At 49.9% G+C, this 25,029-nt stretch carries 15 protein-coding genes; 4 read left to right on the top strand and 11 right to left on the bottom strand.

What is annotated here, in order from left to right:
• Window positions 1-35: 35 nt before the first annotated feature.
• Genes K7B07_RS16615 through K7B07_RS16590 form a run of 6 tightly spaced genes read right to left on the bottom strand, consistent with a single transcriptional unit; the run spans window position 36 to window position 9,128 of the window.
• Complete coding sequence (locus K7B07_RS16615; RefSeq protein ID WP_223711607.1) at window positions 36-2,798, bottom strand: family 78 glycoside hydrolase catalytic domain; 2,763 nt, start codon at window positions 2,796-2,798, stop codon at window positions 36-38.
• Window positions 2,799-2,833: 35 nt separating this feature from the next.
• Window positions 2,834-3,670 (bottom strand): amidohydrolase family protein, encoded by an 837-nt coding sequence (locus tag K7B07_RS16610; RefSeq protein ID WP_223711605.1) that lies wholly within the window; start codon window positions 3,668-3,670, stop codon window positions 2,834-2,836.
• Window positions 3,670-5,028, bottom strand: a complete 1,359-nt coding sequence (locus K7B07_RS16605) for a glucosidase family protein (protein ID WP_223711603.1) — start codon at window positions 5,026-5,028, stop codon at window positions 3,670-3,672. Before K7B07_RS16605 ends, K7B07_RS16610 begins: the two co-directional genes overlap by 1 nt.
• The gene (gene ilvD, locus K7B07_RS16600; protein WP_223711601.1) at window positions 5,012-6,760 is read right to left on the bottom strand and encodes a dihydroxy-acid dehydratase; all 1,749 of its coding nucleotides are present in this window, start codon (window positions 6,758-6,760) and stop codon (window positions 5,012-5,014) included. Before ilvD ends, K7B07_RS16605 begins: the two co-directional genes overlap by 17 nt.
• 7 nt (window positions 6,761-6,767) lie before the next feature.
• Window positions 6,768-7,841, bottom strand: coding sequence for a Gfo/Idh/MocA family protein (locus K7B07_RS16595; protein ID WP_223711599.1), 1,074 nt, complete (start codon window positions 7,839-7,841; stop codon window positions 6,768-6,770).
• Between the two features lie 30 nt (window positions 7,842-7,871).
• Window positions 7,872-9,128, bottom strand: coding sequence for a hypothetical protein (locus K7B07_RS16590; protein WP_223711598.1), 1,257 nt, complete (start codon window positions 9,126-9,128; stop codon window positions 7,872-7,874).
• Window positions 9,129-9,266: 138 nt separating this feature from the next.
• Between K7B07_RS16590 and K7B07_RS16585 the strand changes: the two genes are divergently transcribed.
• The gene (locus K7B07_RS16585; RefSeq protein ID WP_223711596.1) at window positions 9,267-10,151 is read left to right on the top strand and encodes an AraC family transcriptional regulator; all 885 of its coding nucleotides are present in this window, start codon (window positions 9,267-9,269) and stop codon (window positions 10,149-10,151) included.
• Window positions 10,152-10,180: 29 nt separating this feature from the next.
• Here K7B07_RS16585 and K7B07_RS16580 read toward each other — a convergent pair whose 3' ends face one another.
• The 5 genes from K7B07_RS16580 to K7B07_RS16560 form a co-directional block, all read right to left on the bottom strand.
• Window positions 10,181-11,365 carry a DUF4998 domain-containing protein gene (locus K7B07_RS16580; protein WP_223711595.1) on the bottom strand — a complete coding sequence of 395 codons (1,185 nt, stop codon included), beginning with the start codon at window positions 11,363-11,365 and terminating at the stop codon, window positions 10,181-10,183.
• A gap of 24 nt (window positions 11,366-11,389) precedes the next feature.
• Entirely contained in the window at window positions 11,390-12,613 is a 1,224-nt protein-coding gene (locus K7B07_RS16575; RefSeq protein WP_223711593.1) for a DUF4959 domain-containing protein, read from the bottom strand.
• An 18-nt stretch (window positions 12,614-12,631) separates the two neighbouring features.
• Entirely contained in the window at window positions 12,632-14,515 is a 1,884-nt protein-coding gene (locus K7B07_RS16570) for a RagB/SusD family nutrient uptake outer membrane protein (protein WP_223711591.1), read from the bottom strand.
• Between the two features lie 19 nt (window positions 14,516-14,534).
• Window positions 14,535-17,735, bottom strand: a complete 3,201-nt coding sequence (locus tag K7B07_RS16565; protein WP_223711589.1) for a SusC/RagA family TonB-linked outer membrane protein — start codon at window positions 17,733-17,735, stop codon at window positions 14,535-14,537.
• A 569-nt stretch (window positions 17,736-18,304) separates the two neighbouring features.
• Window positions 18,305-20,152, bottom strand: a complete 1,848-nt coding sequence (locus tag K7B07_RS16560) for a beta-L-arabinofuranosidase domain-containing protein (RefSeq protein ID WP_223711587.1) — start codon at window positions 20,150-20,152, stop codon at window positions 18,305-18,307.
• A 519-nt stretch (window positions 20,153-20,671) separates the two neighbouring features.
• Here K7B07_RS16560 and K7B07_RS16555 point away from each other — a divergent pair.
• The 3 genes from K7B07_RS16555 to K7B07_RS16545 all read left to right on the top strand — a co-directional run bounded on the left by K7B07_RS16555 (window position 20,672) and on the right by K7B07_RS16545 (window position 25,014).
• Window positions 20,672-21,085 carry a DUF6157 family protein gene (locus K7B07_RS16555; RefSeq protein ID WP_223711585.1) on the top strand — a complete coding sequence of 138 codons (414 nt, stop codon included), beginning with the start codon at window positions 20,672-20,674 and terminating at the stop codon, window positions 21,083-21,085.
• 216 nt (window positions 21,086-21,301) lie between these two features.
• Window positions 21,302-23,647, top strand: coding sequence for a CshA/CshB family fibrillar adhesin-related protein (locus K7B07_RS16550; protein ID WP_223711584.1), 2,346 nt, complete (start codon window positions 21,302-21,304; stop codon window positions 23,645-23,647).
• Window positions 23,648-23,772: 125 nt separating this feature from the next.
• Complete coding sequence (locus K7B07_RS16545) at window positions 23,773-25,014, top strand: sterol desaturase family protein (protein WP_223711582.1); 1,242 nt, start codon at window positions 23,773-23,775, stop codon at window positions 25,012-25,014.
• The last annotated feature ends 15 nt before the right edge of the window (window positions 25,015-25,029 follow it).

The raw sequence follows: 25,029 nt of genomic DNA, 5'->3' as shown, positions 1-25,029 counted from the left end.
AAGATACCAGCCGGCTACAAGTTATGAAATACGGATCATTCCTGAACACCGGCAGTCTCAAACTGATACTCCCCGGAACCGGTCGCTACTACAGCGTAGTCCGCTGTTCTTCTTATCACGCGAATGCCGTTTTCCGCCTTTAACGGGCGGCCGCCTTCTGTTATCATACTGTTCTTTTTTGCCGTGATCCAGATCTCGGCAGTGGTATTGGCCGGAATGGTCACCTTAAGCCGGTAACGACCGCCCTCCCTGTTCCACCCGGATTTTATCACTCCCGCGACCGATGCGTAACTGCCTTCCGCAAATGCCAGATCCCCCGCTGGCTGTGGTTTTATGATAATTTTCCGGAACCCGGCAGCTCCTGCGTTAATGCCCAGCAGGGAGCGATAGAACCACTCCCCCACCGATCCGAACATCGGATGGTTTTGTGAGTACGTATTATCGGAATACTTCCAGGTTTCCCAAAGTGTTGTTGCCCCACCGGCGATCATGGCACCCCAGCCCGGGAAATCGCGCTGGTCTGCGATCGTGTAAGCCAGTTGATTGAGGTCGTTTTCCCGGAGCACATCAAACAGCATTTTTGTGCCAAAGATACCGGTGGAGAGATGCTCTTTTTTTTCAGCCACAGCCTGTTTCATTGCTGCGATGGCCCGCTGCTTTGAGTCACCGGATACCAGCCCGTACCATAGCCCGACGAACTGTGCTGATTGGGTGCCGTTATCAAACCTGCCGGTGGCATCATTATAAAACCTGTCTACAATGGCGGCCTTGATGGTGTCGGCTAATGATCCGTATTTTCTTTCATCTTCTTTTTCATTCAAAATCCCTGCAAATTCTTTCATCAGCAGCATATGATGATAGTAAAAACAGGAAGCCATAAACGCAACAGGCTTTTCATCCAGCGATTCATGATCTCCCAGGTCTTTTTCATAAAGGTGCCCTTTGGAACTGTCGGTTAAAAATTGCGCCTGCTTTTTCAATGCAGCATAATGCCGGGCGATGATCCGCCGGTCGCCATAAAAATCATATACCTGTTTGATCACATAGGGAAAGCCGATCTGAAAGCTCAAAGGCCCGGATTGCGCGTCTGGTCCGGCGTCGGAGATCCCCACATAAGGCGCCGTTTCCGTGATGCCGCCCGATGGCCGTTGCGCATCCTCATGATCCTGCAGAACCTTCCGGTAAAAATTGGCCATATCAAAATAATAGCTGAATGCATTAGCGGTGCAGAACATATCGCCGCCATAACCAAACTTTTCCCGGGCCGGGCAATCGGATTGTACGCTGAACAGGTTGCTCAGAAAGGTCCAGCGGATATTTTCAGCAAGCTTATTGAACATGGGATTGGATGTCGTAAACCGGCCGGTTTCCTCTACCGCTGCATTCATGCGCCATCCTTCAATATCATCCTTCCCCGGTCTTCCCGGCCAGCCGGTGATCTCCACATAACGGAATCCGTGAAACGTAAATCCTGGCGCCCACGTTTCTTCCCCGTTCCCGGCAGCGGTGTACACATCTTCCTGCCACGCAACCTGCGGAGCTCCGGGACCACCGTTCCCTGATTTCACCTGTCCGGCCACCGAGGTCATTACATTTAAAGTACCATCCTTGTAAAGAGCTTCACCATAGCGCAGCACCACGCGGGTACCTGCCGGCGCCCTTAGCCGGATATGCGCCACACCCGCAAAGTTCTGTCCCATATCTGCAATAAAGACACCTGGTTTTATTTCAGTGATCGTTACCGGACGCAGTTTTTTTGTAACGGTGATCCCGGGTTGTAATTGTGCGGTCAACCTGCCTGCCGGGCCTTTTACAGCCACGGCTTTCTTTGCGGAACTCCATACTTTTCCTGAACCATACCAGCGTTCCGGTGCGGCCCGTGCATCATAATGTTCTCCGAGATATACATTGTTTCTTAACACCGGGCCGGGGGCTGTTTCCCAGGTTGTATCGGTACCCATAACCGCTGTGGTTCCATCAGCAAATTGCAGCCGTATCATCGCTTTTACACAAGGCTGACCGGTCACAAGCGCATTTCTTAGATTGCGTGCACCCCACATGCGCATGGGCAGCGGGTTATACCAGCCATTTCCCAGCATTACACCGGCAACATTTACACCCTGTGTAAGCAGCGCGGTGATATCGTGTGAGCGGTACAGCACTGTTTTATCAAAGCTCGTCCAGCCGGGAGCCAGCATTTCAGGGCTTATTTTTTTCCCGTTGATATACGGCTCATAAAAACCAAGCCCGGTTATATATAAACGGGCCGCCGTTATTCTTTTGCCGATGGAGAACTGCTTCCGGAATAAGGGTGCCGGTTGCTCTTTATAAAAATCGGCTTCCTTTTCGGGGGCAACACTGCCATCGCTGATCCAGCTTCCCTTCCAGTCATCCGGATCAAGCGCTGCCGTTTCAAACCAGGCTGTACGGCTCCAGGAAGAAGGTTTTCCCTGTTGATCATATACCTTCACTTTCCAGTAGTACCGTGTAAAAGACCGCAATGCTTTGCCATTGTAGATAACACCGGTATTATTGCCAGATAAAACTTTCCCGGTATTCCAATCCGGTCCTTTGGAAAAGTCGGCACTGTCCGTAGCCAGCTTTATTTCATAGGCCAACTGCCGGGTATTCCTTCCACGGGAACGAAAGGTCCAGCTAAACACCGGATGATCTGTATCCACTCCCAGCGGGTTATCTGCAAATTCGCACCGGAGCTGCTCCGGATACAGTGCCTGGGCATAAAGCGACAGGCCGCCTCCCCAACATTGTAACAGTAACAGAAAAAACATCGATCGCATAATTATATTTTTTTAGTGGCAACGGACGAAACAGGCTAGAGCCTGTAAACCCGTTTTGCTGTGCCATAAAACAATGCCGCTTCCTCTTCGGGGGTGCAGCCCCTGACCGCATCATGCACGGTGGTCAGCCATTTATCGTATGTTGCGGCCAGCAGTACCACGGGATAATCACTTCCGAACATCAGCCGTTGAAATCCGAATTTATCAATAGCATAATCGATATAAGGCCGCAGGGTTTCCGCCGTCCAGTTCTGCCAGTGTGCCTCTGTTACCAGTCCTGATATCTTGGCCGTAACATTTTCAAGGGCTGATAAGGCATCAATATGTTTACGGTAGGTATCAAAGGCCCGGTTCCGGATATCCGGTTTACCCAGATGATCCAGTACGAACGGTGTTTGAGGACATTGCACGATCATTGAGATTGTATCAGGCAGCGCATGTGGTTTTACGCTGATATCGAAGCTGTACCCGCAGGCAGCCAGCCGGTGCAGCCCTTTTATAAAAGAAGGCTGTATACATAACGAAGGCGCTTCATCATACATCCGGCGTACCCCTTTAACAAGTGGTATGGTGCTGAAAAACTGCAGCGCTTCTTCCAGTAATCGTTCGTCTTCAACCGGTGCATACGCTACCAGGGCCTGTATGCGGGTATCTGTATGAACCTGCTCCTGTATAAACAATACCTCTTCCCGGTAACGTTCCGGCAGGCATTCTCCCTGCACCACCACCAGCGCTTCAACGGGTGTCCCCGCAGCTGCAGCCTGGTAATCGGCAGGAAGGAAATCGCGCTGTAATGCAGGGACGGTTTCCAGCCAGGGATAGCGGAGCCGTTTTATATCCCACAAATGCAGATGAGCATCAATAATACGCATTATTGTCTTTTAACCATTGTGTTTAAAACAATATAGGGACAGGTAACCGATGTAAGGTATACCGGCCCGCGGGTGTACGCAGGAGGATAAAAACATTCCAGGGGTCCGCCAAAGGAAGGTCCCTTGCGAAAGTCAGTTGCTTTTAATTCCGCGATATATTCTTTCACCAGCCTGGCCGCATTTTCTTTGCCGGAGCGTTCCAGTGCCATTGCTACCCAGCCCACCGGTGTGGGCCAGTAGGCACCGTTCTGGTACTGATTCAACGGGGCTTCCGGGATTGCTCCTTCCCAGGACGTCTTCTCATTGAAGTCATCGGTTTTAATGACATGCCGTATCGCTCCTTTATAAGCCAGGGTGCCGGCCGCGTATGCAGTGGCAAGTGTTTGGGATGCCCGTTGTGCCGCAGCACCGGAAAGTACATTAAGATAAATGGCAAATGCAGTGCCCCATACATCTTTCTGGGCGCTTTGGCCGGTAGCCGCAACCAGCATTCCGTTTGCTGTTGCAAACCGTTCCGGAATGGCCGTCTTCAAACGGGCAGCGATCGCCTGATACAACAGGACTTTTGCAGGATCTTTTTTCCATTTAAAAATATCCGACAGTTGCAGCGCAGCTTCATACTTCAGTAAAGAAGGATATAAGAGGTCGCCCGTTATATGGATCGCATCCCGGAATCCAAAATCCACGGCCCTGTAATGTTCTGCGGAGTAAACGATATGATCGCCGGGATGCGCCGGAGGAATTCTGAAAGCGGTCTCCAGCCTGTCGGACAATGCAACACCGTTGATGTTTCTGCTCAGGAGCGACCGGTCGCCGGTACTGCTTACATAATAATGCGCCATTTTTATAAAATAGAACTGATCACAATACGGCGGGAACCTCCCAAACTCGGGCGTGCCCTGGGCTTCCGCATCATAAGTACCGGCAAAGTAAACCGGGGTACTGTTGTTCGCCAGGATATGATCTGCAATGGCTCCATAAGGCACCATGCTGCCTCCCCTGGTGATCCATGTCTGATCGCATTGTGTGGCCGCGGTGAGCAGCAGCATATGTCTTTGCTCCTCCGGGCTTATAAACCCGGTTTCAAGGCTCATAGCATAATCCCGTATCCAGAATGCGGGATAGGTAGCTCTGCCTCCCGGCCGCACCAGTGTACCGCCGGTATTATTCGAACCAAAAGGCTCCGGCAGCGCCTGTCCCGGCAGCAGCCGCGCGCTGTCGAGCACTGCTTTTGTAAGCCCCCTGAGAAAAAGCAGGTCTTCCTTACTGATCAGTTCCTGTGCCTGCAGCACCGTGAAATCACCCGCCCCCAAAAACAGCAGGAAAAGCAGCAGCCGGTTTTTAATTTTTAACAGCATCGGATAGTATTTTTGTTTTCTGTGCGGACGCTCCTGCTGCTGCAGCAGCCGGTACAAATGCATCCGTTACGCACCCCTCGGATGCGGAGCTTACTGTATGCCGGTATTTATATAACACACCGCCGTACTGTATCTTATCAGGCGCCTGCCAGTGCGCCCTCCGCTTTTCCAGTTCTTTTTCCGGTACCTGTACCGATATCGTGTTGGTTACTGCATCAATCGAAATCAGATCACCGTCCTTCAGCAATGCAATAACGCCCCCTTCGTAAGCCTCGGGCGTGACATGACCGATTACAAACCCATGTGTTCCTCCGGAGAAACGGCCGTCCGTTATAACGGCTACTGACTTACCCAGGCCGGCGCCGGTAAGCGCCGCCGTAGTTTTCAGCATCTCCGGCATACCCGGGCCGCCTTTCGGACCTTCATAACGGATGACCACTACATCACCGGGCCGGATGCCGTTATTACGGATCATTTCGATGGCAGACGGTTCATCATCGAACACCCTGGCCGGACCCTCGAATTTCTCGCCTTCCTTTCCCGTGATCTTGGCAACAGCACCCCCAGGTGCAAGATTACCATAAAGGATCTGCAGGTGGCCGGTCTTTTTCAATGGTGCACTAAAAGGCCGCAGAATGGCATCCGCCGTATCCAGCGGGCGCACGTTCTTCAGGTTCTCTGAAATGGTGTTGCCCGTTACCGTCATACAATCCCCGTTCAGCCGGCCTTCCTCCAGCAGCAATTTCATAATGCGGGGCGTTCCTCCGGCAAGGTGTATATCATTCATTACATATTTCCCGCTGGGCTTCATATCGGCCAGCAGGGGGGTCGTATCACTGATCCGTTGAAAATCATCCAGCCCGATATCGATCCCCGCAGCTTTTGCAATGGCGATCAGGTGCAGCACCGCATTGGTAGAGCCTCCCAGTATCATTGTCATTGTGATCGCATTTTCAAAAGAAGCCCTGGTAAGGATGTCCCGCGGTTTCAGATCCTTTTCCAGCAGCTTCCGGACAAAGGCTCCGGCGGCCAGGCACTCTTCTTTTTTTTCATTGCTTTCTGCCGGGTTGGATGAACTGTAGGGCAGGCTTAGCCCCATCGCTTCAATGGCAACCGCCATGGTATTGGCGGTATACATGCCGCCGCAGGCGCCTGCACCGGAACAGGCATTCCGGATGATCCCGCGGAATTGTTCTTCATTAATACTTCCGGCAAGCTTTTCCCCGTAAGCTTCCAGGGTCGATAATATATTGATGGCCCTGCCTTCATACTGCCCGGCTTTTATAGTGCCGCCATACACCATCAGGGATGGGCGGTTCAGCCGGCACATGGCAATGATCGCTCCCGGCATATTCTTATCGCATCCCATTACCGGCACCAGCGCATCGTACCATTGCGCGCTCACAACGGTTTCAATCGAGTCGGCAATAATATCCCGCGAGGGCAGTGAATAACGCATCCCTGCGGTTCCCATCGATAATGCATCGCTTACCCCGATCGTATGGAACACCAGTCCTTTTAACCCTGCGGCACTTATCCCCTGCTTGATCAGTTCGGAAAGTGCATTCAAATGCATGTTACAGGGATTGCCTTCGAACCCGGAGCTGGCGATACCCACCTGTGCCTTGCGCAGATCGGCATCGTTAAAACCTGCACCATATAACATGGCCAGTGAAGAGGGCTGACTTTCATCTTCGGTAATAATTCTGCTGTATTTATTTATTGGCTTCATCATCATTCTATTGCTGATATGCTACAGTAGTGCCGCCGGTTTCGTTCGACTGATAGGCAGCCTCTACGATCGCCATTGTCTGATAGGCGTTTTCAAAATGATTCATCAGCTTATCCGAACTTCCCTCGGCATAGCAAAGCAGTTCAGCCATGGAGGCTATAAACGCATCCGGGAACCACTGTCCGGGGAATGTTACCGATTTCCACTCCGGATCCTTCCCTTCTTCCCGGATCACGTATTCAAAGGAATCGGGCACTCCATTGGGATAATCGATATTGAGACCGAGGGTCGTTTTTATAGCGCCTGCCGTACCTTCAAATTTCACGAAGGATTCCTGGTGCTTCAGTCCGAAATCATGACCGTGATTGGTGTTGATGTGAGCCTTGATGAGATCACCATAATCGAGCAATATCACCGACCTTGTTGAAGCCAGTTCTTTCATTAGCGGGTGCTTCAATGTTCTGGCATACACTTTCTGCGGAAGTCCGAAAAACGATTTCAACATATCCACATAATGAATGCTGTGATACAGCATTTCCATACGTGGAATACCATATAAAAACTTCCATAAATGCCAGGGATGATAGATATTCATCCGGATCTCCATATCATGCAGTGTTCCGATCGCGCCGGATGCAATCAGGTTACGGGCCGCGATCATGGCCGGAATAAATTTCATCTGGAAATTTACAGCGGCCAGTAATTTCTTTTCACGGCAAAGATCCCTGATCAGTTGTGCTTCGGCAATAGTGGTACCCATGGGCTTTTGCATCAGTACTGTTGCCCCGTCCGGCAATTGCCGGATAACGCCGGGCAGTTCTGTTGCCGGCACCGCCACATCAAATACCACCCCGGCGCCCGCAGCTGTTACCAGCGCCGGCAATGTTTCAAACACTGCCGGGATCGAAAACATTTCTGCCAGTAAACGCGCCCGGTCCGCCTGAAGATCATAGATCCCGCCTACTTCCCAGCCCGCTTTGCGGTATGCCGGCAGATGTGCGGCTTCCACAATACCACCTGCCCCGATCATGAAAATCGTATATTGCCGTTGCGGCATCAGAAATCCGCTCTCAATTTGCATGTGTTAATAATTTAAACAGCGGCTGCAGGATCAGTGATCACCTTCCACCGCATACAGCCGCCCCTCTCCGGGTAAGAAAACTTCTTCAAACCGACCGCTGCCCGCTTTATAATGTACACGATGTTGTTTACCGTCCTGTGCGGACAGGCATCGTATCTTTTTTATTTTTTTATCAATAACAAATGCAAGGGTATCCCTGCTTACCAAAGATTTATTCACCACCATAATAAAGGACTGTCCGGTTACTGCATGTCTGAAATGGGACACGATGACGCGGTTTTTATTGCCGGAGGGCCTCCAGAAAAAATTATCCGGAAGGGTATGACCGGCAGTACCATCGAGCGTGTCGGAATGGTATACAGCAACGGCATCCAGCATACGCAAGGTGCCGCCCAGCAGTTTCAGTTCTGCATTTAGTTTTTGAAACGGCAGGTAGAGATCGGTCTTCTTACCCGTACTGTCAATTATTGCATTGGTAAACCGCTCGGAAGGCTGATGCACCGGAGTATTATACGTAAACCAAACCAGCTGCTTCACCCCGTACGCGACTGCCGTGTAAGCACTGTAACGCAGCTCGCTGCTGTTGGGTCTCCGGTACGCATTCAGGATACCCATCGACTGCGGATAGGTGGCCGTGGGAATGCCGTAGCGCAATCCCACGCGCCGGATGATATCCAGATTATTAAAATATCCTTTACCAAAGGAACCATCGGCCAGCAGGGGATAATGGTCAAAAGAAAGCTGTCTCAAATTTCCCCTGCCTGCTTTTTGGACCCAGTCTTCAACATATGCCTGCTCATAATCAGGATAGATCGCCGGCAACAGGTTGACCGATGGCGGATGCACAGGATCATACTTCACCAATGTTCTATAAGCACGGGCCGGCCAATCCAATGCGCCCTTTCCCGGCTCGTCCACTATAAAATAACCGCCCAGTCCCGGATGGTTCTTATAAAGTGCCACCATTGCCGCAATATCGGCCTCGTTTCCTTTTACGTGCGGATCATAAACATAATACTGCAACCCATGCCGGGATGCCCGGTCAAGGAGCCGGAAATTACGCAGCCGGGCTTCGGCTGTATCGTCTTTCAGTGTGCCATCGAGGTACTGGATGAAATCAATATTCGCCTCTTTGATAAAGCGGTACTGTTCATCATTGGTAAGTTCGGGAGTCGGTCCGTAAAAGATGCCAATAGAAAAAGACCGCGGCAATGAATCCGTTGTTCCCCTGGCAGCAGCAACCGCAAACAGCAATAAAAAGCTTCCCAGTAATTGAACTATTTTCATAACATTTGAATGAATTGCAAGCAGGGCGAAAATATTATGAAACACCTAAACAAGACTTCAATATTTGAAGCGAATTGTAATACTATTTTGACCAATATAAGTTATTTTTATAAGCCGTCATTAATTTTGTAAAGAGATATGAAAGCGATTCTTCAGAAAGTACCCGTTTTAACGAATACCTCTTTTGCACTGCAGCATTTTAGTGAGCCCTATTTCAATATCCCCTGGCATTTTCACCCGGAATGTGAGCTGGTACTCATCCATGAAGGTTCCGGAAAAAAGTTCATCGGCAATACCATCACCGACTTTGCTCCGGGCAGCCTGGTGCTGATCGGACCGGACCTGCCGCACTGGTACCGCTGTGATGATATTTTTTATCACCGGCAACCGGGTCTTAAAGCGGCATCCACCGTTATCCAGTTTGAAAAACATTTCCTTGGGGACGGGTTCCTGCAGGCCCCTGAGCTGGGTGTGATACGCGAGATGCTGGACAGCGCTGCAATGGGACTTGAGATAACCGGCAGTTGCCGGGAGGATGTAAGCTCCAAAATGCTGAAGATGGACGCCACACAAGGCATGGAACGTTTGTTGCTCTTGTTATCCATACTGCACCGGATCGCGGCTTCGGGCGCTTATCATACACTCTCCACGCAGGAATCAGTACAACTGAGTAAAGAGGATTCACACCGCATCAATAAGATCTATGAATTTGTAATGGATCATTTCACAGAGGATATTTCCACCGAAACGGTTGCAGGAATCGTAAACATGAGCGCTTCCGCTTTCTGCCGGTATTTCAAAAAAAGAACCCGGAAAACATTTATTGTACTTTTAAATGAGATCCGGGTAGGACATGCCTGCCGGCTGCTGATCGAACAGGAGAACAGCATTACAGATGTATGTTTTTCCAGCGGTTTTAATAACGTATCGTATTTCAACCGCCAGTTCCTCGCCGTCAAAGGCATGTCGCCCAAGCAATTCCGGAATGCCTACCAGCACCAGGCTGCACAAAAAACCGTCTGAAGGTGTTGCAGCCACTTTCCTCCCGGAACTTATCTGGCATAGGTACCCATCAGCTCAATTCCCATGATCCACACGGCCTGCGTCGGTTTGGGGTCCCAGGTGGCAAGCGCCTGTATACGGATATAGCGGAAAGCGGGAAGCCCGGAAGGCAGCAAAAAAAGTTCACCCTCGGTAACATTATGCTGCCCGGAATTGAATGTCCCCAGCTTCGTCCAGCCGGCCCAGCTTCCGTCCTGTGCGGGCTGATTGCTTCCCCACAGGGCAAAGGATTTAAGGTTGCCTCCTGTAAAAGCTGAATTGTAGGCCGTACGCTGCCAGGTACGGAAAGAATATATTGCATAATCGGATGTACCGATATCGAAGGTGATATGTAGCGGCTTGGGCAGATCCGCAGAATGATACCCCGGATCCTGGTTGGTAATACCGCTCCAGATCTGGCTCAGCTTCCAGCCCAGCTGGGGGTACTGGCAAAGTGCATCATTATCCAGGATCAGTTCACCAAACTTAGACGGATCCAGCCGGTACCGGACATCTGCACCCGGTATTTTCACTGCTGCTGTTTTCAGGGTATCGATCGATGTGGAATCGGGACGGTAAAGGGTTGTATAAAACAGGTCGCCGCCTCTTTTATAATCATCCAGCACCGTCTGACCTTCTTCCGCTGGAAGGAATACCGTCTTGATCTTGTTATTATTGCCGGTATAGGTCAGTTCCTGACCAATGCTTCCGTTATAAACATCGGCGCTGCCCCACGACAACCGCAACTGTCCGTCCCGGTTATCTACAAAGACCTGGTTCAGCGGGCGGTCGAACATATTCGACAAAAATGTTTCACCGATGGACCGGCCCTGTACTTCTACCGGCACCGATGTGTTTTGTTTTTCATCAAATGTTTTAATGATAAAGGAATAGGCACCTTCCGGGATGTTCAACATATAAGAAACGGTATCGGCATTTTTGGGTATTGCGAACTCCACCGAGTCGGAAAAATTATTCCAGTAGATACGCGCGGCGGCCACAGAAGGATCAACCGGTGCGGGCCACCGGAACAGGACCCTCCGGAGCCCGGAATAGGTGTTTACATTCTTTGGCCGTTCTGCATAGGTAATGCCTTGCGGAACCACATACTCCCTGTACGTATCATCCATTTTTTTGCATCCGGCGATCAGCAGCAGTAAAACGGCGCCGCAAACAATTTTGATCAGATCATTCATTTTAGTGCAATTGATTTCTATAAATTATTTTATCTCCTGCCCCCAAAGGGTAAGCTCCTGAAGTACTACCGCACCCTGTTGTCCTGCAGTATTGGCATAGGTGGCGGTGGTCTTAAACCGGAGATATCTTACGGCGGGCAGTCCTGCCTCAAACTCAAAGTCCTCACCTTTGTTCAGTGCGTAATCCCGGTCTTCATTGGTCACTGTCCCCAGTGGGGCACCGGAAGGTTTATACGAACTGAACACGCCCAGTCTGACCCAGTTGCTGCGATAGGTTTTGGTAACAGGATCTTCATAATCACCGTCGGGATTAAATGTATTGCTGCCCCAAACCTCAAACTCTTTCACGCTTGGTCCGTTATAGGGTGATTCGGGATGCTGCCAGGTCTTCATCCGGCTCAGGACGACCTGTTTTCCAAAATCAATAGTGATCGTATGCGGGAAGGTATAGCCCTTGGAGGCAAACAGGCAACAGTAGCCCAGCCCGTTGTCCCAGAGCTTTGGCAATACATAGCCTTCCACATAGTCATAGGTATCGCCGGGGAGGTATAGCGGCTTCCATGACGCCTTATCGATCAGCTCTTCGTACAGCGGTTTTATCAGGGCGGTGGTGGCAGCCGTTTTATTGTTCCAGCGATCCCGCAGATACAGGGAGATCTTTTTATCGGTCGTATCCATCCCCCGTACAGAAAAACTGATCCGGTCCGCAGCAGAGTAATAAGTGGTCAGTTCCTTCAGGTTACCATCCTTTAACGGATCGTGCAGCACTACCACCGCCAGGTTGGAACGACCGGGATTCTGAAGCCGGACATTCACCCCGCCAAAAGTACCGGAGATTGCAACTGTTTTGTACACCGACATGATCGCCGGCAACAATGGTTTTACCTGCACCACAACAGGGCTCGATTCTTTTTCATTTTTGCCAACACTGTAAATCTGCACCTCATGTATTGAAGTATCACCAAAGCCTTCCACTTTCAGGGTATCATTAAAATAAGAAGCCTTTACCTCCCATTTTGTTCCCGGAGCCGTTTCATAAACGGCCTTTACATACCGTAAATTTGAATCCCCGGGTACTTTATACACGATATATGCGCCTCCGGCCACCGAAGTCACCCGGAGGTCATATACCTGCGCGGGGGCCGGAAGCGTTGCATCCGTATAATTGATATAATTGTCCTGTCGCTTGCAGCCCAGCACCACCAGCAAAGTGATGACCAACGGGAAAAGCTGTTTCATTTTTAACATATCGGTTCTTTTAAGCATTTACCATCCGATGTTTTGTACAAGATTGGGGTTTACATTCCGTTCATATTCCGACAACGGAAAAAAATAATCCTTGAGTCCAAAGCGTGGCACAAAGAGGGTTGTAGCCCTGTAGTAACTGGCCACATCGGAGCCATAAACATTCCATCCGCTGATCGCCCGGTTCATTTCCGTTACAGCTTCTTTCCATCTTCGCAGATCCCAGAACCTGTTTTGCTCAAAAGCCAGTTCATTCAGACGTTCGCGGTGGATGATCTGCCGTACCCCGTCTTTGCCGGTGATCTTTGAAGGAGTTCTTGAAAATTCGGTCCAGGCTTTTTCCACATCCGGGACCCCTGCACGGGCACGCACTTTGTTCAGGTACTGAAACACCAGGGGTGACGGGCCCGCTGCTTCATTCAGGCATTCGCTGTATAAAAGATACAGGTCTGCCAGTCGCATCAGTGGCCAGGGATATTGCACGATCGTATAGCTGGTAGTGGCGCGCAGGTTTTCGGGATGGATCAGTTTTTTGAGCGAGTAGCCCGTTACCGGGCCGGTAAAAGCCGAAGATTTCCCCAAAGGGTCACCCAGCTTTGTCTGGAGATAGAACAATTCCCCGTCTTTTTTATCATCAAATTTTCCCTGCCCGAACCAGATACCGCCATCAAAGCCCAGGTAGGCATAGAACCGGGGCTCCCGGTCAAAATTAAGCGCGGCAGTGGTATAACCTGTTTTGAGATACAGACGGTATGGTGTTGTGGCGGTCCGGGTGGTATAACGGGCCTGGTAATCCCATGTTTTGTCTTCACTGATCGGCAGCCCGTTCTTGGTATAGAACTGTTCAGCGATCTTGAGGGGCGCGTTGTACCGGTTGTCCATCCATACGCGGGCCTGCGGACTTGGGTCCCAGTCCGGCGAAGCCAGGTTTTGAAACCAGCTGTTCCAGCTCTGGGTATTGGCCCATATGATCTCACTGTTCCATTTTTCTGTTACGGCCTTCCGGAGCCCCAGCTGCACCTGCATGGTATCACTCAATTCATATTGTAACAGGTTCTTTGGCTGTTCGTAAAGTTTTATACCTGCCGCTTCACAAACCCCGATGGCTTCTTTACACGCTTCAGCCGCACGCTGCCATTTCTTTTCATCATAAGCAGTATTAAAAAGTTGCCTGCCGTCTGCATTCTTTAATGTTGCCTGCTCTGCATTCCCGTTAAATAACGGACTGGCTGCATAAGTAAGGATCTTTGCCTTTAAACTGTAGGCTACCGGCTTTGTGATCTTACCGAAGTATTGCGGATCATTGATCACCTGAGGCAGGTCATCCTTTGCTTCATCCAGCAGCTGCACGATATAATTGAAGCAGGTATCCACCGGTTCCCGGAATACTTTTACTTCATCGGGCCCTGCAGAAATGGGCAGGTTGGCCCTTACCAGCGGAACAGGACCGTACATGCGCAGCAGTATAAAATGATAATAGGCCTTCAGGAATTTTGCCTCCGCGATCCATTGCTGCCGTTCGTAAGGCTGAATGTCCGGCACCCTCCCGATATTCGATAAAAAAATATTACAGTCCCGGATGCCCATATACATGCGGTTCCAGTATTCCCCTCCGATGGGTTCGAGTACATTCTGATTCCCCTGTGCAAGGTTTCTATAGATGCTTGTGGTGTTAATATCCGGCAGCTCCCATATTTCATCGCCCCCCAGCAATGCAGGAGAACCATTATAATCCGATTCCCGGGGCAAATAGAAATAACAGGTGAATAAATATTTCTCTGCTTCCCCGCGCAGCGAAAATGCATTGTCCAATGTGGCTACATTATCGGGCACAATATCCAGGTAACGCTTACAGGAGGAAGACAAACCTGATAGTATGATCAGAACAAAAGCCAGCTTTTTCATACGATGTATTTTAAAGAGTTTAATTAAACCGGATATGAAGACCGATGTTGTATACTTTTTGAATGGGGTATCCCAGGCCATTACCCCCCATTTCAACATCCCAGAGTTTGAACTTGCTAAAGGTCAGCAGGTTATTCCCGCTGAAATAAATACGGACAGCAGATGCATGGATCTTCTTTGTGAGGTGCTGCGGCAATGTATACCCCAGCTCCGCAGTCTTCAGCCGCAGGAAACTGCCGTTTCTCATAAACCAGGTACTGGGCCTGTTATTATTGGGATTTATATAGTTGCTCAACCGCGGCCAGAAGGCATAGCTGTTCTGGTGTTGCTCGCTCCAGTAATCATCTGCGATCACCTTCATCACCTGCGTTTCATTTACAAAAGGGGACAACGCCGCATAATCGATCCAGAAAGATTCGTGCGCCAGACCCTGGAAGAAAACAGAAAGATCAATGTTCTTATAGGTGGCCGAAACCCCAAAACCGTATACGATCTCCGGTACTGTGGGATAACCGATAGGCACCCGGTCTGCATCCGTTATTTGGCCGTCGCGGTTTACATCCAGGTATTTGATATCCCCGCCCCGGACGGGATAAGCCGAATTCTGGTTGGGCGCGTTCCGGGCATCCTCATCATCCACGAACAGGCGCTCCGCAATATACCCGAACTGCTGATTGATATTTTGTCCGACCTGTGACCGGTACCGCTCTTTATAAAAGGGTTCTTCAAATACCGCATACTTATTGGTAGCATAGGTAAAATTTCCCATACCCGAAAGGAACAGGCCGTTGTTAAATGATTGGCTCAGGTTCAACGACAGGTCAATTCCTTGGGAAGTAGCTTCACCCACATTGGCTCTCACCGGGGCCGACAATCCCATCGTGCCGGGTATATAGGCACGGGTCATAAGAATGTTCTTCCGGTGCTGTTTGAAAAGATCGATATTCAGGGTTGCAGCGCGGAGCACACCAAGCTCGATCCCCAGGTTCTGCTGGTACGATTTCTCCCAGGTAATATCCTCATTGGCATAACGGGTGATCAGTACTCCGTTCAATCCTTTCACGGCTCCCGCATCACCTCTTCCGAACTGGGCATACCGGTCATCGGAATTCATATTTACTTCCGAAAGGTAAAAGAAGCGATCGGAGGGTGAGCCGATCGCATCGTTTCCGATCAGCCCGTAAGTATACCGGAGCTTTAATGTGGTGATCACTTCTTTAAGCGGATCAAAGAATTTTTCATTATGAACCGTCCAGGCGACACCAGCTGATGGGAAAAAACCGAACCGCCTGGATTGATGGAACCGCTCCGAGCCGTTGTATCCAAAATTGAATTCTCCGTAATACCTGCTTTTATAGCCGTAGGTAAACCGGCCCGACAGGCCCGAGTTCCGGAACGGCAGGGAGTTCAGCAGGGAATTCGCCGCGGAATTCAGCCGCTGTTGCAGGATCCCTACCAGCATGCCGCTTACCGAATGTTTCCCGTTAAAAACATTATCATAGTTCAGTACCGCCTCCCCATAGAAATTGGAGTTGATCTCCCTGAGATCCGGGTCGGCAGTGAACCCCAGGTACTCGGTGCCGATGGGACCAACCGGGTTGGGATTGGAAGAAGAGTTAATGACATTTATATTGTATTGCTGCGAAACCGGGTCATAGGAAGCGATCTCATAATAAAACGGATTATAAGACCGGGTAACCGTAGTATAGGAATACCGGTTCACATAGAACATACCCCGCAGGTTCAGCCCCTTTATCCAGCTGCCCAGGTTTTGTCTGATTTCCATCTGGGCCATCATATTCGAACGGTTCCAGTCGCGGTAGCCCCGTACCATTTCTGCGTAAGGGTTCTGGTACAGGCTTCCCTGCTGCCCCTGTGTTACATTATTACCAAACATGATATGCCGCACAAATGCATGCGCCGAATCGCTGGGAAAAGTGGCGGGGAACTGAACCGGATTGGAATGCATCATCATACCGTACATATCATTCCCCGAATAGATGGGGCCCTGGTAATCATCAAAATTCCCGTAGAGCCTTACTGTCAGCATCGTGGTCTTCGTTACATCAATGTCTACATTTGAGCGCAAGGAAAAACTTTTCAGATTGATATTGTTATTAAAATTGTTCAGCTTATCTACCCGCAGTACGCCATGGTCTTCGCTTAGTCCGCCTGAGACAAAGTACCGCGCCACACCACCGCCACCGCTTACATTAAGGGTGTACCGCTGGTTGTTGGCATAATCCTTAAACAGCAGTTTGCGCCAGTCGTTAGCCGGATAGATATAAGGGCTGGAGCCTTCCTTTCCGGTACGGTTGATCTTATCATCCGAATAAAGGATCTTGCCCAGCGGGTCTCTCGTCAGCACCGCTTCGTTCGCCATTTTCATATAGGTTACCGGATCAGCGAGCTCGATATTTTTTGTGGCCGTTGAAACAGAATTCTCTGCCCGCAGTTCGATCTTGGCCTTACCCACCTTACCCCGCTTCGTGTTTACGAGGATCACTCCATTGGCTCCTCTTGCCCCGTAAACCGCCGTGGACGTGGCATCCTTCAGGATGGAAAAGGAAGCGATATCATCCACCCGCAACCGTGCCAGATCGGTACTGGAAGATTCGATGCCGTCGATCAGGATCAGCGGTCCGTTCTTATACCCGAAGGTGGTAACCCCTCTCACAAAGAAATCGGCATTATCCGCACCGGGTTCTCCCGTGCGCTGATAGGCGATCACGCCCGCTACTTTTCCTGCCAGGGCCGTGGTGAGGTTGCTTGTCGGTATCCGAAGGTCCTCTGGTTTTACGGTTGTTACCGCCCCTACTACCTGTTCTTTTTTTCGGGTTTCATAACCCACTACCACTATCTCACCCAGGTTCTGCCCCTGCTGATCCGGTTTCAGGATAACGGTGAGTTCCGTTCCCCTTTCCGTAAGAACAGACCGGGACAAATAATTTACCGCTGATATGACGAGGCTGTCGCCACCCGCTGCGGCGATCAGGAAGTTACCATTCGGATCCGTCTGTGTTCCGGTATTAGTGCCTTTGACCGCAACCGATGCATTACTTACCGGTTTGCCATCCTCATTCAGTACTTTACCAAATACCCGGGCAGTATCCTGCTGCTGCCCGTTTGCTGCCACAAATAAAAAAGTACAGCAAAAAATAAATCCGGAACGGGCACCTGTTTTTAATGTAAGACAACGCAGTAGGGGTTTTATTTTCATTTCCAAATCATTTTCAGATGATCTTAATAAGCGATCGCCGTCATTTTCTTTAAGCCATGTACAAAGGACATGCAACTGCCCTGCGAATGGCCAGCTCCGTGGATCCGGATGCGGGTACTATTCCCAAAAAACGTGAAACAAAACGCCTTCGCTGCAACCCCTTACAGAGGCTGTATCCGGCAGCTGATATCACGCAAGCAATCGTAACGTTTATACAAGGATCGTATCGCTAATTAAAACGAAAATATTATGAGTCGCTAAATCTTGCTTCAACATTTAAGGCTATTTGTAATACAATTTTGACCGTTCGAAATGCAGGGTGTTTTGGTGTAGCTTTTCTGCAGTGACGGACCACAGCCTCCCGGGACGGGGGCATAAACAATATATACTTTAAGGGTAAACAGCCCGTATCGGTAACGGCACTTCTTTTGAAGAAGGAGCTGGCTTCTTATCCTGTGGCATAAATACATAATGACCGGATACCGGTCAGTTCATACGGTGGGCCCTGCATACGTCCCTCCACGTGCCTGAGGATATGAGCAGCACGTTGTTTTGACTGCCCGCATTTTTTAAGGCCGGACAGTTATCCATACATTAGCAGTACCACCGGTTTGCCCCGCCTCTGCATAGGGTACCAGTATCAGGGACTGCGGCTGACCGGCAGCGTTCCTGAATGTGGTGGCATAAGCCTGTTTGCCGATCCATTCTGCCGGAAGTGTTTCACGGGCTTGCCGCAGCTTTATGCCGGAAGCGGTATTGAGATTTAATGCAGCAGGATCAAGAGAAGGATTCAGCGACTGATCCACCGACAGTACCTGGGGACCCCGCTGAACGGCTACAGCACCGGGATAACTTTGTCCGCCCGGCAATGCCTGCACCGGTATTTCAAATGAAACCGATATCTTATTTTCCCTTTCCCAGTTCCGGTCTATAATGATCAGCTTGTCCGCTTTGCCGGTATAGGTACGGCCACCGGCCACTGCTTTGAAGGCCTTTGCCCAAACCGGTACCCTGAGCTGTAATGCAAACCTTGCTGTCGAAGGAATACTCAGTTTTATCGTTGCACTGCCTTTGTCCGGAAAATCACTGCTGACCAAAAGTGATACCGGGAGTTCCTTTCCCGCTGCCGTTCGTACCTGATCCTTTATGGCAGCGGCTTCGTAGAGCAGTAATGTCGGCCGGTTATTCAACCTGACATAATTCAGATAGGGAAGTAATGCAATGCCACGCGGTACACTCGACAGGCAACAGGTGATATGGCAGCGGTAGGGTTTTTCACCGATCAGCGGTGTATAATAGCTCACACAGCCGGTTGCCGGGTTTTCTGCCGCCAGCAGCTGGTTGTAAACAGCACGTTCTATTTCATTATAATATTTCAGCTCCCCGCTGATGGCAAATAATTGCATGTTCAGCTGGATCCAGGTCGTGGTCACACATCCTTCGCCCATATGTGCTGAAGTATCCGCCTTCAGCACACCATCGGCGATAAAATGTTCATGATCGCTGGTAGTGCCGGTGATGAACAGCCGTTTTGATACGATATCATCAAATGCATACCGGGCCGCTTTCAGATAATCCGGCTCACCGGTAAGCCGGTATAGTTTTACAATGCCTACCAGGTTCGACAACATTTCGTATGCTTTTCCGTTGGCTACTTTAATCACCTGCTTTTCCTTCAGCAGGGTGTTGATGATGGCAGGCCCGCCGGCATGATCATATGACCGTATGATATAGCGGCAAAAATCGAGGTACCGCTGATCCCCGGTCCATCGATACAACTCCGTCATCGGATCGATCACAGAAGTAGCGGCCATACCCACATGCGAACCGGCCTTTATGATATCCTTTTGCCCGTCCGCATCGCCAAATTTCTTTACCAGCAGATCACCCACTTTTACGGCCGTTTCCAGGGCCCTGGCATTCCCTGTGGCGTTATAATAGGCCAGCAGACCAACCAGGTCATATTTATGCACCCATACATCCCATGAGCTCCAGTAACTATCCGGAAGATAAGTACCCAGATAGCCATCCGGCAGCTGGGTTTGGATCAGCGTGGTAAAAATCCGGTCCATCTGGGTTTTCAGCTCCCTGTCCTTTGTGATCAGCCAGGTATTGGCAGCCGCTTCAAGATATTTCCCTGCATGCTCGCCGATCCAGCGTTGTTTTCCGGGACGTGATACAAAGCCTTCCAGTATTCCCTTTTCATCAATTTTCAACAGCCGGTTCTTCAGATTAAGATCATAGCGCGCTCCCAGGTAGCCCGTCAGCCGGTCTGTTTCGGGCAACCGGATTTCGCAGACGGCAGGAATACGGTATCCTGTTTTCTCAACGGGGCGCATCGCCGGTTGGGCATCCGCCTGCGGCATTATAAATAAAGCAACTAAAAATGCAGCAAGAAGTTTCTGAATAAGCATCATCGTTATTATTTTTTATTCTTAAGAATCGTTCAGGTTGCGCCACAAACACGGGCGGAAAGAGGCATTCCTTTTACACGGGAAGATCGGTCATTTTCATCACGATGTATTACTACCGGATCAATATAAGCCCGAAACTGTTTTTACATGACGTGCTTCCTGAAACCGACAACCGGTACCTACCGAAAATAGAAAAAAGTGCCTGTTTTTTCAACGACATTTACGGGGGAAATTACGAATCTCAAAAAAAATATTTTAAAAAATAAAATATTCAAATTTTTGATTTTTATGTTTTTACAAACTAAAAGATACTTCATTTTTATATTTTCAGCAACTGCCGGATCCTCACATATCGCCGTCCGGCAGAAAAACAAAGACAGTCCCGTTATCCGCCGGCGGGAATAAAGCATTGAGCTTCTTCCAACACTGCCATTGACACCATTCCGGATTTTGTCATAGATTTGACTGCCTGCAATTCGGCGTTCGTTAAAATTGTGCGTAAGGATCAAACCCTCCGTAAATATGAAACAGCATACAACAAACTACCAGGATACATTTATTGAAGTTGCCCCCGATTGTCCGGTCAAGACGGCCGAAGTTCCACCGCTGAAACTTTCAGGAAAAACAGCAGCCAATCTTCAGTTTGAAATGATCATGGAAAACCCATACACTTTCACATCGGATGATGTATTGTTTCACTGCTTCGCTGTAAAGAACCAGATCCCCCGGAGCCAACTAAAGGCGGCAAGAGAGGCGTACTTTTCAAAAGGACAACCCTGTCTGCGTGCTTCGCCGCTTACAAAACGCTACGGCTGGGGCGTACACTGTGATGCGGCAGGCAAAGTTGCTATTTTTGGTGTTGAAACATCAAACTATAAAAAACTGGCTGCAGATAAAACGCTGAAAATTGTGAAGGCAATGCGTTCCGGCAGGTAAGCATGCAAACGGCTGCCCTAATAAAAAAACAGCCGGCCCTTTTATCGAAAAAAAAAGCTGCCCCATCGAAAATACTCATAACCTGATCGAATACACTGCTTCTGTTATCCCAGCCCCTATACTTTTGCGTCCAGATAAGAACTATGACAAAGGAGCACCGGCACCAATAATCCTTTGACAACACATTCGATTCACCACTTGTAAATCCAGTTTAGTATGAAAAAAATTCATGCCCCTGTGATAGGGACCTTGCTATGCTTTTTCTTAAGCACCTTCACCACTTTCGGTCAGTACTTCGGAGCCTCCGTAGCTAAAAGAGGTAATGGTAATTACCGCGGAAGTATCTATTGGATCAACTGGGATGTGAATGACGACGGCCGCCCCGGAGATGCCATCGCCTCCGGAGCAGAACGCGTTGTCAACACTCCCCAGGGGATTGTTTACACGATTAAGATCACCAAGATCAACAACAACAATAATAATCTTGAATCCTACACGCCGGGACAATGGCCTTACGATGATGTAAAGACGGGGTATAACTGGTTCAGCCAGTCCATCAACAATGCCAATCAATATACCGGCTCCTATAATTACAGGACCAGTCCGCTTTCCGATGTATATGACAATAAGGTGGATGCTCACAATTCCGTGATCGGTATCCGCAATGCTACCGACGGGCAGCGGGTGAACTTCAGGGTGACGGTCACCGCACGCCTGGGCAATAAACCCATTTCGATCCTTGGGATGGTGGCGGTTGGTGCCGAGTCGCTTGGCGGCAGTCCTACCAGCCCCTACAGGGAATCCGAAAGTTTTACAGCAGGCAACAGCGATGCAGCAGCAATCGTTGCGGCATGGCAGGCTTTTGATAAGGTTCAGAATGCATATGCAGGTCCGTACCGGTCTACCTCTTTCCGTACGGTGGCCAATGTCTCCAACGGCGGCAAAACCGTAATGGGGCATAACCCGGACAGAACCGGCGAGGGTCCAGGTGAAATGATCTGGTTCTCCCAGGGAGCCAACCAGATCGATGTAGACCTGAAAGGCGGCGGCGTACAGGCCATTGCCATCGGCTTTATCGGCACTTATGATTTTGGTGATGCCCCGCTCTCTTACGGCACTGTAAGCCATGAGCTGGATGTTTCTTTCAGTAACGGGGCACCTGCTATCGGTACCGATATTAAACTGGCTTCTTTATCCCTGGCCAACAGGAATGCACCTAAATTCACGATCGGCACACTGGCAGATAATGATGCCGACCAGTTCTACAGCGATGACTTGCTGGGAGACGACATCCACGATCTGAAAGATGAAGACGGTTTACCCAATCCTTATAAAGCCACCATCATTGCAGGGGCCAACAAGGCAACCTTCTCCATTCCCGTGCAAAACAAGTCCGGCGCAGCCGGTACGCTCTGGGCCTGGATCGATATCAACAAGAACGGCATCTTTGAAGCCAGTGAAAGAGGTACAGCCGTAAATGTCCCCAATAATCAGACGGGTAATGTAACACTTAATTTCACGAACCTGCCGGGCACCTTCCAGCCATTTAAAAGCTACCCGATGCGCCTGCGGCTGGCGCAGGCCATCCCCGACGACAATACATCAACGGCCATTGATGAAGGATCCATCGGAGTGGCATCCGGCGGCGAAGTAGAGGATCACCTGCTCCGGGTACCCGATGCACCGGTAACCGGTGTTATCTTCCAGGACGTGAATCAGAATGGCTTGCAGGAGGCGGCGGAACCGGTTTTCACAGGCACCGGTATGTTTGTATACCTGATCGATGCCGACAACAGGATCATTGAGAAAGCCCCCGTAGTGGACGGAGCCTATACCATCACACAGGTACCCGTCAATGTGAGTCTTACCGATCTGAATGCTCGGCTGGTGGCCACGGCACATGATCTTGCAGTTGGTACCACCCTGTCCGACCTCACCGGCACACCTCCTGTAGGCTATATAAAAACCGGAAAGGATCTGACAAAAGCAGGAAACAATGTTTCACCTGTTGGTAACAAAACCGATTTCCAGATCAAGTTTACCGGTACGGTTCCTGAGTCCGGCATCCAGCATGTCAACTTCGGCATGTACCCGCTGGTGCTGGCGGTGAATTTCGGTGCGATCAATGCGCGGATCAGCGGTGACCAGCTGACCGTCAATTGGGTAACGGAAACCGAAGAGAACAACCATCATTTTGATGTGGAAGTTTCCACCGATGGAATGAAGTTTGTAAAATGGGCTACAGTAAAAACAAAGGCTGCCGGCGGCAACTCCAGCCAGGAGCTCAGCTATGCTGTTTCGGGCTCATTAAATACCGCCGCAGGATTGATGGGAGCTTCGCTGTTCTCCATAGCGTTCCTGGGATTACTGTTCCTGAAGAACAGGCGGAAACTGCTTTCCGTGGTCTGCTTTATCGGACTGGTAACCATGGGTGTTTCCTGTAAGAAGACAGACCAGGCACTGGATCCCTCTGCAAAAAAAGTGTTTGTCCGGATCGTTCAGTACGATACCGACGGCACTTCCAAATACTCCAAAACAGTTCAGGCCGTTGCTGACAACTAATCGTTCGTACCCCAAATAAAAGGGAGCCGTAATGGCTCCTTTTTTTATGCCCGGGCTGCACCTGCATCCGCATAAATATCCTGCACGGCATCTGGTATTTTAGTAAATTTGGTAACGCTGTTGATATGGAAACATATGGTAAAATATTACTGATCGCCATCCCCTCTTTTTTGGTACTCGTACTGCTGGAAATGGGATATGCCTGGCACCGGGAGCAGAAAGGTATGCGCACCAATGATGTGATCAGCAGCCTGCTCAGCGGTGTTACCAATATCACCAAAGATGTACTGGGCTTAAGTATCGTGATCTATTCCTATTCCTGGATGGTGACCCACTGGGCCCTGATGCACCTGCAGACCTCCTGGCTCACTTATGTCATCGCTTTTATGGTGCTCGACTTTTCCGGCTATTGCGTGCACCGGATACAACATGAATATAATTTTTTCTGGAATGGTCACCTCGTGCACCACAGCAGCGAAGAGTTCAACCTGGCCTGCGCCCTGCGCCAGAGCATTTCCGGCTTCGCCAATATTTTTGTAATCTTCCTGCTGCCGGCCGCCCTGCTGGGTGTGCCGGCAAAGGTGATCGCTGTGGTGGCACCGCTTCACCTGTTTGCGCAGTTCTGGTATCATACCAGGTTTATAAAAAAAATGGGCGTGCTCGAAAAGATTATCGTAACGCCTTCCCTTCACCGGGTGCATCACGCGATCAACCCGGAATATCTTGACAAAAACTATTCACAGATCTTTATTTTCTGGGATAAATTGTTTGGTACTTACCAGGAGGAACTTCCGGACAAGCCGCCGGTATATGGCATTACCCGCCCGGTAAGTACCTGGAACCCGGTGAAAATAAATTTTCAGCATGTGGCACTGCTGATAAAAGATGCATGGCGTACCCGGAGCTGGAAGGATAAATTCCGCATCTGGCTGATGCCCACCGGCTGGCGTCCGCCGGATATGATCGAAAAATATCCCGTCCATAAAATTGAAAACGTTTATCAGTTCGAAAAATACGACCCCTATCTGTCCCCTGCCGTAAAGACCTGGCTGTGGATACAGCTGGCAGCACTCCTTTTTTTTATCTGCTTCCTGTTTGGCAATATTGCCGCCATTGGCGCTCCCGGCATCTTTTATTACGGCCTGTTCATTTTTCTTTTTGTATATGCCCTGGCAGAGCTGATGGACGGGAATCCTTTTACCTGGATCTGGGAAGGATTAAAAGTCATCTGTGGTGCGGGCATTATCTGGCATTACAATGACTGGTTCCTTCTGAAAAATTATATGACGGGCGGTTGGATCTTTGTTGCAGGGTATTTGCTTCTCTCGTTACTGATAACAGCCGTGCTGCGTCGACGCGCGGCTTAATTTTTGGTAAACTTT

The organism is Niabella beijingensis (genome assembly GCF_020034665.1).
GTDB classification, from domain to species: Bacteria; Bacteroidota; Bacteroidia; order Chitinophagales; family Chitinophagaceae; genus Niabella; species Niabella beijingensis.
The sequence above is the reverse complement of the archived record's forward strand: the minus strand, read 5'-3'. Positions and strand labels throughout refer to the sequence as shown.